The following is an 11933-nucleotide window of genomic DNA, read 5'->3' as shown; positions in this document are numbered from 1 at the left end:
CTTCCGATGACCACCCCGTCTGATTTTCCACCACCTCCCACGCCCGGACGCCTCCTTGATGTCGAGGACGTCACGGTGTTCCGTGGAGACCGGCTGGTGCTCGACGGGGTGTCCCTGGCGCTGGACGCCGGGGACGCCATGATCCTCACGGGTCCGAACGGGGCCGGGAAATCCACCCTCCTCCGCACGATCTCCGGCCTGCGGCGCCCCGATTCAGGCGACGTCGTGCGTTATGGCGCCCTCGCCTGGCTCGGCCATCAGGATGCCCTCAAGCCAGGCCTGACGCTGGCGCAGAACCTCGCTCTGGCCGAAAAACTCGGGACAACCAGCCTGCCCGACGCGCTTGACGCCCTTGATCTCACACATCTGACCGATCTTCCCGCGCGCCTGCTGTCCTCGGGGCAGAAGCGCCGCGCCGCTTTCGCCCGCGTCATGCTGTCCGGCGCGCCGCTCTGGCTGCTCGATGAACCCACGGTCGGGCTGGACGTCGCCAGCATAGAGCGCCTCGGGGCCGTCATGGCCGCCCATCGCGCAAAGGGCGGTGCGATGATCGTCACAACACATGTGCCGCTTCCCCTCGACAACACCCGCTCGCACGAACTGCCCTCGCTCGCGCATGTGGAATCCTTCTGGCTGTCATGACCGCTTTTCTCGCCCTGATCGACCGTGACCTCCGTCTGGCGTTCCGCTTCGGCGCCGACACGCTCGCCTCGCTGCTCTTCTTTATACTGTGTGGCAGCCTGTTCCCGCTCGCCCTCGGCCCCTCGCCCGACCTTCTGCGACATATGGGGCCGGGCATCATCTGGGTCTGCGCGCTGCTGGCCTGTCTCCTGCCGCTGGACCGTCTGTTCGGAGCCGAACTCGAAGACGGCTCTCTCGATCTGCTGATGCTGACCGGTCCGGCCCCCGCCGCCGTGGCCTTCGCCAAAATAGCTGCGCACTGGCTGACAACCGGCCTTCCACTATTGATTGCCAGCATCCCGCTCGGCATCATGCTGGGCGTCAAGGGCTCCGAACTTCCCCTCCTGCTGGCCGGTCTTGCGATGGGCACGATGTCCCTCTCACTTCTGGGCGGCATGGCAGCCTCGATCGTGCTTGGCGCTCGGCGTGGCGGCGTGCTGCTCCCGCTGCTCGTTCTGCCACTGGCAACACCCGTCCTGATTTTTGGCGCGGCCTCGTCCTATGCCGGGCAGCTCGCAACTTCTCCTGCCGCAAGCCTTGATCTGCTGGGAGCATGCCTTTTCGCCTGCCTGCCGCTATGCCCCCTCGCCGCCGGACAGGGCCTCAAGGCCGCCGTGGGCTGAACGAAGTGTTATATCTTAACAGGATGTCATCCGGGGGCCTTTGACGCGATGACACCTTTATGAAACGACTGGACCATATTCGTTTCATATCGAGATCATCGCCATGCTCCAACGCTCCTCGCTCAGAAACTCCCTCCTGTCCTGCGCAGCCCTGATGGGCTTCAGTCTCGGCGTTGCCCAGGCCGAGCCGGGCTATCTGCGTGAGCCCTCGATTTCCGGCCAGACCGTCCTGTTCAACGCCGAACAGTCCGTCTGGAGCGTTCCCCTCGCAGGCGGTCAGGCCCAGCGCCTGACGACCGTGCCGCAGGGCGCCAACGCCATCGACCCGCATCCCGTCATTTCTCCGGACGGCACCCAGATCGCATTCGCCGCCAATTTCGACGGCCCGACCGAAATCTACGTCATGCCCCGCAGCGGTGGCACGCCGCACCGCCTGACGTTCGAGAACGTCGCGCGTCTGAAGATCATTGGCTGGGACGCGCATGCCGGGGTGCTCTATGCCAGCCCCGCCGCAACCGGCCCCTATTACACCCAGACCGTCTCCGCCATTGATCCGAGAAACGGCGTAACACGCATCTTCCCGCTTTCCGGCGTGAACGATGCCGCCCTCAGCCCGGACGGACACTGGCTTTATGCGGTCCGCTTTGGCCTCGCCACGACCGGCGATCACATGCGCGCCTATCGCGGCGGCGCGCTGTCCCAGCTCTGGCGCTTCGATCTTCAGAACGGCAAGGAAGCCGAGCGCATCGGCACGCATGACGCCAACCTGATCCGCCCGATGCCCTGGCGCGACCGCCTGATCGTCATTTCCGACGAAGATGGACGTTATAATCTGTGGAGCCTCGCCACCGACGGCTCGGACGCAAAACAGTTCACCCATTTTACGGATTACAGCGTTCTCGAAGCCTCCATCTCCGGCGATCACATCGTCCTGCGCAAAGGCGCGGACCTATTCGATTTCAATCTGGCCAGCGGTGAGACCACGCCCGTCAAAGTCGATCTGACCTCCGACAACCTGCCCCGCAGCCCGTACTGGCTGGAAAAGCCGACGCGCTTCCTGACGTCCTCGACCATTTCTCCTAAAGGGGACGCCGCCGCCTTCACCATGCGCGGTCATGTTGTGGTTGCCGGCGCTTCACCACGCCGGGTCGTCGTGCTCGCCACCCCCGATAACGTCCGCCTGCGTCTCGCCCAGATCACGCCGGACGGCAAATCCGTCATTGCCTTCAGCGATGCAGGCGGCGATTCCGCCCTGTGGCGCTTTGCAGCCGACGGCAGCGGCAAGGGCGAGGCCATCACCCAGCCCTCCTCCACCGAACCCGTGGCGCTGTCTCTTTCCCCGGATGGCAAATACGCCGCCCATACCGACCTTCTGGGCCGCCTCTGGCTGACGGACCTGTCCACAAAAGCCGATAAACTGGTCGATAACGCCACGCTGGACGGCACCAACGTCTTTGACTCAGTATCATGGTCCCCGGATGGACATGTTCTGGCCTACGTCCGCACACGCGGCACGAACCTGCGTCGCCAGATTGCCCTTTACGTCCCCGCCACCGGCCAGTCGAACTGGGTAACGGACGGGCGCTATGAATCCTATACGCCCAGCTTCTCCCCGGATGGCAAATGGCTGTGGTTCCTGTCGGACCGCACGTTCTCGCTCGCCAATGGCTCGCCCTGGGGAGACCGCAATATCGGACCGGCCTTCCCCAAGCGCACCGGACTCTACGCCCTTGCCCTTCAGTCCGGCGAACGCTTCCCGTTCCAGCCCGCGACCGAACTGGACCCGACAGACAAGAAGCCCGACGCCGATAAAAAGGACGACAAGAAGAAAGACGGCGACAAGAAAAAATCCCTTCCCGCCATCGAATGGGCCGGGATCACCACACGCCTTTATCAGGCGCCCATCCCGGCCGGCGACTATGAAGGCCTTGGCGTCTCTGACGACTATCTCTTCACGATCGACAATTCCGGCTCAGGCGACGGTCCGGGCGATCTGAAGTCGATCCATATCGACAATAACGAACACAAGATCGAAACCTACGCGGCAAGGATCTCGGGCTTCGACATCACCCCGGACGGTAAGACCCTTCTGACCCTCAGCCGCCGCGGCAAAAACGCCCCCGAACTGCTCCTGACGCCCTCTGGCGAGAAGCAGCCCAAGGAACTGGCCGGCAAGAAGATCGAACTCGACCATCTGCGCCTGCGGATCGACCCCGGACAGGAATGGTCGGACGAATTCGTGGACGCCTGGCGCCTGCACCGCGACCACTACTATGACCGCGACCTGCACGGCGTGGACTGGAAAGCCGTACGCGCCCATTTCGCACCATTCGTGGACCGTCTTGGAGACCGTGCAGATCTCGACGATCTGCTCGGCCAGATGGTTGCGGAAATCGGCGCGATGCACTCGCAGCTCCATGCGCCCACGACATTCGACCAGCCCGCTTCCAGCCTCATTGCAGGCCTCGGCGCGCATCTAACGCATGAGGACAAAGGCTTCCGGATAGACCACATCTATCAGGGCGACCGCGACCTCCCCGATCAACAGTCCCCGCTGGCCGCTCCCGGCGTGGACGCCCGGAACGGCGATCTCATCACCGCAATCAACGGCCAGCCGACCGCAGGCCAGCCCGATCTCGGCTCGCTTCTTGCCGATCAGGCCGGAAAGCAGGTTCTCCTGACACTCGCGCGCAGCGGGAAAGACCACAAGATCATCGTGACGCCCGTGTCTTATATGAAGGAGCGTGACCTGCGCGCGCGGGACTGGGAAGTCAGTCGCGCGGATATCGTCGACCGCGCCAGCCATGGCCGCATCGGCTACCTGCATCTGCAATCCATGGTCGGCGACGACATGGAAGCCTTCGCCCGCGAATTCTATGCCAATATCGACAAGGACGGCCTGATCGTCGACGTCCGCGGCAACACGGGCGGCAATATCGACAGCTGGGTCCTCACACAGCTCATGCGTCGCCCGTGGATGTTCTGGGGCCGCTACGGCAATGCCCCTTCGGTGGATATGCAGCAGTCCTTTCAGGGTCGCCTGATCGTCCTGTCCGATGAAATGACCTACTCGGACGGCGAGACTTTTTCGCAGGGTATCAAGTCCCTGCATATCGCCCCGCTGCTGGGCGAGCGTACCGCAGGCGCGGGCGTCTGGCTCTCGGACGGAGACCGCCTGATCGACAACGGCAATGCCCGGACGGCCGAAAATCCCTATTTCGACCTGAACGGACAGTGGCTGGTCGAGAACAGGGGCGTCGCTCCGGACATCGAGGTCGAAAACATGCCGGTCGCCACCTTCAATGGACAGGACCAGCAGCTTGACGCCGCCCTCACATGGCTGGGCAAGGACATGGCCGACCATCCGCGTCCGGCCCTGAAACCAGCTCCCTTCCCGGTCCAGCAACCCGCTGCCCCGAAGTAAACCGGAGCGTCTCTCCACAAAAAAGCCCCCTGCCCGATGACTCGGACAGAGGGCTTTTTCATGAGTTGCCGGTTTTCAGAGCATCCGATCCATGACCGTATCCCTGCGACCATAACGATGCAGCAGCGCCGCAATGCCATGCCCCGCAATCAGCACACCCAGAATCCATGACGAAAACTGGTGCAGCACATTCACCAGTGGCACGAACACAGGCGCCTTGTGGGCCAGTGGTGGCAGATCGACGACCCACATCATGGGGATCGGCAGTCCATGCACCGAGCTCCGCACCCACCCCGTCAACGGCACGACCAGCATCATCGCATACAGCCCGAAATGCCCGACCTGTACCGCCAGACGCTCTTCTTCGGGAATATCCGATGACACCGCTGGCGGCCGATGCGTCGCCCGCCATACAAGCCGCAAAACCGTCAGGATAATGATGAACGGTCCGATTTCCTTGTGGATCAGCAGCAGAAGCGCCTTCTGCGGGGTTGCCGCATGCGGCATGATCCGCCCCACATAAAACCCCAGCAGCCACAGCGGAATGATGATCGCCGCCATACCCCAGTGTAGCAGTCTGGCCACAGGGGAATAACGCTGAAACGGCGCGAGGGTCTTGTCCATGAAACGGCAGCACTCCGGAAGAACGATTTCGCTTGCTATAGCCGTTCGCTTACCGAAACACATGTTGCACAGAGTTACGGATTTGCAAGCTCCCGCAGGCCGGGTAGGACAGTACGGACGTTTTTACTGGAAGATCAGACCACCATGCTGACACTGCTCTACACCCGCATCACCGAACTGGCCGCCTCTCCGCGCGCTGTCTGGTGGCTGATCGTCGTCGCCGTGGCAGAATCTTCCGTATTCCCACTTCCGGTGGACCTGATGCTCGTACCCATGCTGCTCGCCAATCGCGAACGGGCGTGGTTCCTGGCCTCCGTCTGCACGGCAGCCAGCGTCGTGGGCGGACTGATCGGCTGGGTGCTGGGGGCGTTCCTGATGGAACATGTCGGCATGCCGATCGCGCATTTCTATCATGCCGACCAGCGCATCCTGAATCTGGAAGCCATGTTCCGCCGCTACGGCGTCTGGATCATCCTCGCCAAAGGCCTGACCCCGCTGCCCTACAAATTCGTCACACTGGCGGCGGGTGCGGCGCATTTCCCGCTCCTGCCCTTCATTGCCGCCAGCGTCGTCACCCGGGGCGCACGCTTCTTTCTCGAAGCCGCCCTGCTCCGCGCTTTTGGAGAGCCCATTCGCGATTTCATCGAAAAGCGTCTGGCGCTCGTCCTGTTCGGGGCCCTGATCCTGATCGCAGGCGGCATCGCCCTAGTCGAATTTCTTTAAGGCACTCGAATCCTAGTTCCAGGCCTTAGTTCAGGACCTCAGTTGAGGGCCATGCGCTCATGCGCCATGGCCTGCTCTTCCCCAAAAGACGGCCATTCAGACCGCGTCAGCGCCTTCAGCGACGGAGACGGCAGACCCATGCGGTGCGCATACAGCCAGGTATAGGTCAGGGCGCGATGGACATAATCGCGCGTCTCACCACTGGGCAACGTTTCCATGAAGAACAGCGGATCATGCATATCCGCCTTCTGCGCGCCTTCCCAGCGGGCAATCGCCCCCGGCCCGGCGTTATAGGACGCCAGAACCCGGACCAGATCGCCGCCCTCAGGCGGAGTCACCGTTGCAACCCGGTTCGACTGATTCGCCAGATACAGCACGTAAAGCTGTCCGATCTCCAGATTGGAAGACGGATTGTGCAGGCGGCTGACCATATCGGGCGCCACCGGTATCACCGCCACGCCATGCGAGTCATACGTCATGTGCGACGCGGTCACGAAACTCGCCGTCACCGGGCGGATCTGCATCAGCCCGTGCGCCCCTGCCCCTGACGTCGCCGATGGATCGAAGTTGGATTCAACCCGCGTCAGCGCATAGACCAGCGCCGGATTCATCCGGAAACCATGGCTTGGCTTCAGGGCGGGCAGAGGCAGCGGCGTCGGCGGCGTCACCTGCGATTCCCGATGCATGATAAGAGATGCAAGCTGCTCGGACAGGTCCTCGTAACCCGCGGCCTGAGCCACAAGCTGAAGCGAGCGCGAGCGCGCGCTGTCCGAGGCGACATCCACCCACATCCGTCGGATCAGGTTCTCTGCCCGTGTGCGCTCACCAACCTGAAGGAGCGCAAAAAGCTGGCGCCCCTGCGACAGGGCGCCTACAGCCTCGACGTCGATTTCGGCAAGCACAGGCACCGGATCATGCAGCGTGACCTCGATCCGGCCGCCGGGCAGACGCGCATGACCATGGCGCCCAAGCTCCAGCGTCTGGGAGGCCAGCATGCCATAGAAGGTTTCGTGATGGGTGGCCGCACGATGCAGCCACTTCACATAGCCCGCCATGTCGTGACGCCGCCCCTCGGCCCGCGCCGCCCAGAACGCCGCAGCTGCACGGATTTCCAGCGCCGTAACGGGCGCATTGGCCGCAGACTGGAACAGGTCATAGGCCGCCTCGACATGCCCTTCGCGCCAGGCAGCAAGCCCGGCAACATAGGCGGGCAGTCCGACCTGACTGTTTCCACGCCCAAACCCCGCACTTGCATTCCGCAACGCCGCAAGAGTTTCCCCCTGGGACAGCAGACCAAGCGCAACCTCACCGTAAAGCTGGGCGGCATAGGGCGCTGTCATCCCCGGCGTGATATCCACCAGATGCAGCGCGCTTTCCGCACCACGCAGCCCCGTCAGCGCCCGCTCCTGCACCGTGCGATCCAGCAGCGGATTCCGGGCGAACGCATGCATCAGCGGATCGACAGGGGTAATCGTGCCCTTCGCATCGTCAGACCGCGCATCCGCCGCCAGCGGACGAAGGAAAGACTGCACCTGAACCGTTCCGGGCAGCGCAATTTTCAGAAGGAGCGCCTGAATGTTCGACGCATCGGGCTGGGAGCCATAGTCATGAAGCCATTCGCGAAGCTGCTCGGCCGCAGGATGCGCCCCCGGCGCCAGATAGCGTTCGGCCAGAACATCCGGCAACAGCACCTGATCCGTCAGCAGACGCATCTGCTCCTGAACGATCCGGGCATTGCCTTCGCGCTGGGCCTGAAAGATCAGCCGGTAGCGGCTGGCCATGGCCGCCGTCAGGGGATGAGGCAGCGAGACAACACCATCCCCGCCCAAAGACGGCCGGGCTTCGGCAAACGCAGTCTCATCCCCGACCGGTTCCGGCTGGGGAGGGAGGTTGCGTGTGCTGTCCGCACGCGCCGGAGACAGTGAGCCGCCGGCCAGAATCAGTACGCTGACGAGCAAAGCCCGGGCGCTACTGCCTGAAATGAAAGGGGGTGTCCTTCGCATAGCAGCGGGTTGCTACCTGCTTTGCAGGTCCTTGGCAAGAACTTGTTAAGTTCTACACATCCTTGGACTGGGCAATGATATAACCCAACCCTAAAACAATCCAGTGGCAAACACCTGTCATCGCGCGTTTTTTTATGTTTTTCCGAAGTTTTTTAACGGTAGTATTTGTACCCAATTAGTCCTCATTCTTCCGGAGAGAGTTTCTCCATCAGAATCAGCAGATCCTGCCAGGCATTCCGCCGTGCAGCCGCACTTGCCCGCAGTTGCAGGGGGTGTCGCATCGGCAGAAGGGGCAACGGAGTCGCAAGCCCCGGAACCGATACGTCTGTCCACCGACCCCGCATCCGTCCGACAGCAGCATCCGGCCCCACCAGCATCCGCAGCGGCGTCACACCCATCGTCACCAGAAACCCTGGCCGACACAGAGCGATTGTCCGCAACAGAAGCGGAAGACAGGCCTGCATTTCCGCATCGCTCGGCGTTCGCCCGCCAGGCGGACGCCACGGCAGGGCGGGCGCCATCGAAATCCGTCCGCGCTCCAACCCCGCAGACCGCAGCATTTTCTCCAGCAATGCCCCGCCCTCACCTGCAAACAGCGTTCCGGAACGGTCCTCATCCGCATCAGGCGCCTCGCCGATCAGCATGAACGGCGCCCCTTCCACGAACACCGGCTCCAGCCGATGCGTGGCGGTCCGGGCCAGAAACAGGTCGTCCGGCGCTTCGGTCAGACGCATCAGCGTCGGCAGATCCGGCGCTTCTTCCACCGCCCGCCCGGAAAGCCCGTTCGCCGACGCTCCGACCGCCTTCGCAGGCCTCAGGCGCGCTCCATCGCCTCCCGGAAAAGCATCTGGCAAACGTTGTTCAGCGTCCTGCCGCTCCGCACTCACACGCGGCGGCAACTGTGGCGTCGCCTCGGACAGGCGATCCACCGGCATTTCGCACAAGGCCTCGTCCACACTCCAGTCATACTGGAGTTGAAGCGCGGCCAGCAGATCGGCACGGCTCGGCACGGCCGATACACTACTGACTGGGGGCGTCATGATTGATCCGTCCTGATGGCCTCCCACTCCACGCCAAACAGCCCCCGAAGGGATGCCGGTTGGCGTGGAGCCTCAAGAGGGCTAGAGTTTCTTCCATTATGCAGATCACACGCGGCTGGCCCAGATCATTCGAGGAATTTTCCCGCCAGCTCCGTCTGGTGCTTCCCGCCCTGGCGCTGGGCGGCTGCCTGACAGGGAGCGCGCAAGCCGCCCTTCCTCCGGCCGTAAAACCCACCGTTAATCCGGAGAATTCCCTGACCGGCTGGATGCTGGCGGCAACGGTCATGATGGAACGTGGAGACGTTCCCGCCGCCAATCTTGCCCTCTCCCACGCCCTGCCGCTCGCACCACATAACCTTCAGCTACAACACGATGCGCTGCGCTATGCGGCCATGGCGGGTCATCAGACCGAAGCCGTCAAACTGGCCAATGCCCTTCCAGATCAGGGCGCCGGCAGCGATATCGGCACACTCATTCTCGCGCAGGACGCCTTTGGCCGTCAGGACTGGGCCGCGATGCGCCGCATCCTCACCCGCAGCCCCCATCACGGTCCACTCGTCACGATCGCAGCACCCGTCCTCATGGGCTGGAGCCTCGCTGCCGAAGGCCACCCCGACAAGGCCCTGAACCTGCTGGCGGAAGCCGCAGGTCAGCCCGCGACCCGCAGGCTCTATCTCCTGCATGCGGCCATGGTTGCGGAACACCTGCCCACTCCTCTGCTCGCCGGACAGCTCTATCACCGCACAGGAAGCGCATCCGGAGACCCACTGACGCTCCAGATCCTTTATGCGCGGCTCTATGGCGGCTGGCTCGAACGACACGGCCGTCACAAGGAGGCCAGTGACGCCATCGCCGCTCTGGGCGTGACCTCGCCGCTGGCCGCCCTCGTCATCGGCCCGCTCCAGCAGAGCCTCCCGAGCCTGAAAAGCCCGACCCCGGCCCTTGGCGGAGCGGTGCTCAACCTTCAGATGGCCCTCATGATCACGGATGCCATCCAGCAGGACGGTATTCCGCGCGATCCGGCCATCATCGCCCTGCAACAGGCCATTTTCCTTGATCCCGGCCTGACAATCGCGCGCATCTTTCTGGCCGATACTTTCCGAGAGGCCAACCAGATCACCAGCGGCTTGGCCGAACTGAACAGTATTTCACCCTCCGATCCCCTTGCCGCCCTAGCTGCACAGGAGCGCATCAACCTTGCCCTGCGTTCGGGAGACCTCGAACAGGAAGCTGACGCCCTGCACCGCGCGCTGGCCCTGCGCCCCGAAAACCCGGAATTCCTGATCCAGCTTGCTGAAGTTGAAGACCAGCGGGGTCATCATACAGACGCCGTCGCACTCTACACCCGCGCCCTCAAGGCCTCGCCGCCCCGCAAGGAAATCCTCTGGCCCATCCTGCTGGGCCGCGCGATGGCCGCTCAGGAAAGCGGGAACTGGCCCATAGTGCAGGATGACATGAAACATGCGCTGGAACTCGCCCCCGACCAGCCCGAAGTCCTGAACTTCGTCGGCTATGCCAATATCGAGCATGATGCCGATCAGGCGCAGTCTCTCGCCATGCTGAAAAAAGCCGTCGATCTCCAGCCCGCGGACGCTTCCATTCAGGACAGCTACGCCTGGGCCCTTCTCAAATACCGCGCGGACCTCAAAACCGCGCTTCCCATACTGGTGCAGGCCGCCGAACACGCACCCGGGGATGCCGAAATCGGCTATCATCTCGGCGTCGCCTACTGGTATCTCGGACGGCACACCGAGGCGCAGGACCAGTGGAACCAGTCCCTCGACGATAACCCCCAGCCGCAGGATCGCGCCCTTCTGATTCAGGCGCTCCAGAACGGCGGCCCCCATCTCGCAGCTTTCGAACAGAAACCATGACCTTCCCAGACGCACCCCAGAGCACGGCACACGCCAAAATCAACCTGTTCCTGCACATCACCGGCCGACGCGAAGACGGATACCACCTGCTCGACAGCCTCGCGGTTTTCGCAGGCGCCGCAGACCGCATCACGCTTGAAGGCCCCGCCGATGCGATGTCGCTTACAATCGACGGCCCGTTCGGTCAGGGGCTGGAAGCTGACAGCCAGAATCTCGTCCTGCGCGCCGCCCGCGCCCTCCAGGCCAAGGCCGGCACGACAGCCAACGGCCTGACCGAATCCTTTCGTCTGAAACTGGAAAAGAACCTGCCGGTCTCTTCGGGGATCGGCGGAGGCTCTGCCGACGCCGCAGCAACGCTGCGCCTGCTGGCCCAGGAATGGGACGTGGAACAGGCCACACTTTTTCCGATTGCGGAGACACTGGGAGCGGACGTTCCCGTCTGCATCGCGCAGCGTCCGGCCCGGATGCAGGGGATCGGAGAAATCCTCGCCCCGGCCCCGATCCTGCCTGATGCGGGTCTTCTGCTCGTCAATCCCGGCGTCGGCGTTTCGACACCCGAGGTCTTCCGGGCCTTTGCCGCAGGCGGCGGGATCACGGAACGGCCTGAAGCGCTCCTTCCAACCCGCTGGGACAGCGCAGCAGCCATGGTTGCCGACCTGAACGCCACAGCCAATGACCTTCAGGCCCCGGCCCTGTCTCAGTGTCCGGTGATCGGCACGGTTCTGGCGTCCATCGCCAGCCTTCCCGAGTGCCTCCTCGCGCGCATGAGCGGTTCAGGCGCTACCTGCTTCGGCATTTTCCCCAGTCCCGACAGCGCCATGAACGCCGCCCGTGTCCTGAACGAACAAAGTGCACGCCTGAATTGGTGGACATGGGCGGGAGGCTTCCACCACACTGGGTCTTCAACCTGATCACATTACAACCGGGCAGGGAGCCGAACA

General features: G+C 63.3%; 9 protein-coding genes. 6 read left to right on the top strand and 3 right to left on the bottom strand.

The window, feature by feature from the left end:
* Positions 1-6 precede the first annotated feature (6 nt).
* The 3 genes from ccmA (at position 7) to A0U94_RS02015 (ending at position 4728) form a co-directional block, all read left to right on the top strand.
* A complete protein-coding gene (gene ccmA, locus A0U94_RS02025) occupies positions 7-642 on the top strand; it encodes a heme ABC exporter ATP-binding protein CcmA (RefSeq protein WP_077802293.1) in 636 nt (211 codons plus the stop codon).
* The gene (gene ccmB / locus A0U94_RS02020) at positions 639-1304 is read left to right on the top strand and encodes a heme exporter protein CcmB (RefSeq protein WP_077802292.1); all 666 of its coding nucleotides are present in this window, start codon (positions 639-641) and stop codon (positions 1302-1304) included. The genes ccmA and ccmB overlap by 4 nt, the downstream gene beginning before the upstream one ends.
* 103 nt (positions 1305-1407) lie before the next feature.
* Positions 1408-4728 (top strand): S41 family peptidase, encoded by a 3321-nt coding sequence (locus A0U94_RS02015; protein ID WP_077802291.1) that lies wholly within the window; start codon positions 1408-1410, stop codon positions 4726-4728.
* 75 nt (positions 4729-4803) lie between these two features.
* On the opposite strand, the gene A0U94_RS02010 is transcribed toward A0U94_RS02015, so the two are convergent.
* Positions 4804-5352: a cytochrome b gene (locus A0U94_RS02010; protein ID WP_077802290.1), complete on the bottom strand. Its 549-nt coding sequence runs from the start codon at positions 5350-5352 to the stop codon at positions 4804-4806.
* A gap of 144 nt (positions 5353-5496) precedes the next feature.
* On the opposite strand from A0U94_RS02010, the gene A0U94_RS02005 reads away from it, so the two are divergent.
* The gene (locus A0U94_RS02005) at positions 5497-6075 is read left to right on the top strand and encodes a YqaA family protein (RefSeq protein ID WP_077802289.1); all 579 of its coding nucleotides are present in this window, start codon (positions 5497-5499) and stop codon (positions 6073-6075) included.
* 38 nt (positions 6076-6113) lie between these two features.
* Here A0U94_RS02005 and A0U94_RS02000 read toward each other — a convergent pair whose 3' ends face one another.
* Positions 6114-8078 (bottom strand): transglycosylase SLT domain-containing protein, encoded by a 1965-nt coding sequence (locus A0U94_RS02000; protein WP_208611665.1) that lies wholly within the window; start codon positions 8076-8078, stop codon positions 6114-6116.
* A 182-nt stretch (positions 8079-8260) separates the two neighbouring features.
* Positions 8261-9118 carry a uracil-DNA glycosylase gene (locus A0U94_RS01995; RefSeq protein WP_077802287.1) on the bottom strand — a complete coding sequence of 286 codons (858 nt, stop codon included), beginning with the start codon at positions 9116-9118 and terminating at the stop codon, positions 8261-8263.
* Positions 9119-9216: 98 nt separating this feature from the next.
* Between A0U94_RS01995 and A0U94_RS01990 the strand changes: the two genes are divergently transcribed.
* Together A0U94_RS01990 and A0U94_RS01985 are read left to right on the top strand one after the other, a co-directional pair.
* The gene (locus A0U94_RS01990; protein WP_077802286.1) at positions 9217-10992 is read left to right on the top strand and encodes a tetratricopeptide repeat protein; all 1776 of its coding nucleotides are present in this window, start codon (positions 9217-9219) and stop codon (positions 10990-10992) included.
* A complete protein-coding gene (locus A0U94_RS01985; RefSeq protein WP_077802285.1) occupies positions 10989-11903 on the top strand; it encodes a 4-(cytidine 5'-diphospho)-2-C-methyl-D-erythritol kinase in 915 nt (304 codons plus the stop codon). Before A0U94_RS01990 ends, A0U94_RS01985 begins: the two co-directional genes overlap by 4 nt.
* The last annotated feature ends 30 nt before the right edge of the window (positions 11904-11933 follow it).

The sequence above is a fragment of the Gluconobacter albidus genome, from assembly GCF_002005485.1.
GTDB classification, from domain to species: Bacteria; Pseudomonadota; Alphaproteobacteria; order Acetobacterales; family Acetobacteraceae; genus Gluconobacter; species Gluconobacter albidus.
Note: the sequence above shows the minus strand (reverse complement) of the source record. Positions and strands in the feature narration are given on the sequence as shown.

Coding starts and splice junctions, on each gene's coding strand:
- A0U94_RS01995 (WP_077802287.1), bottom strand. CDS start 9,118: ATGACGCCCCCAGTCAGTAGTGTATCGGCCGTGCCGAGCCGTGCCGAT.
- A0U94_RS01985 (WP_077802285.1), top strand. CDS start 10,989: ATGACCTTCCCAGACGCACCCCAGAGCACGGCACACGCCAAAATCAAC.
- ccmB (WP_077802292.1), top strand. CDS start 639: ATGACCGCTTTTCTCGCCCTGATCGACCGTGACCTCCGTCTGGCGTTC.
- A0U94_RS01990 (WP_077802286.1), top strand. CDS start 9,217: ATGCAGATCACACGCGGCTGGCCCAGATCATTCGAGGAATTTTCCCGC.
- A0U94_RS02005 (WP_077802289.1), top strand. CDS start 5,497: ATGCTGACACTGCTCTACACCCGCATCACCGAACTGGCCGCCTCTCCG.
- A0U94_RS02000 (WP_208611665.1), bottom strand. CDS start 8,078: ATGCGAAGGACACCCCCTTTCATTTCAGGCAGTAGCGCCCGGGCTTTG.
- ccmA (WP_077802293.1), top strand. CDS start 7: ATGACCACCCCGTCTGATTTTCCACCACCTCCCACGCCCGGACGCCTC.
- A0U94_RS02015 (WP_077802291.1), top strand. CDS start 1,408: ATGCTCCAACGCTCCTCGCTCAGAAACTCCCTCCTGTCCTGCGCAGCC.
- A0U94_RS02010 (WP_077802290.1), bottom strand. CDS start 5,352: ATGGACAAGACCCTCGCGCCGTTTCAGCGTTATTCCCCTGTGGCCAGA.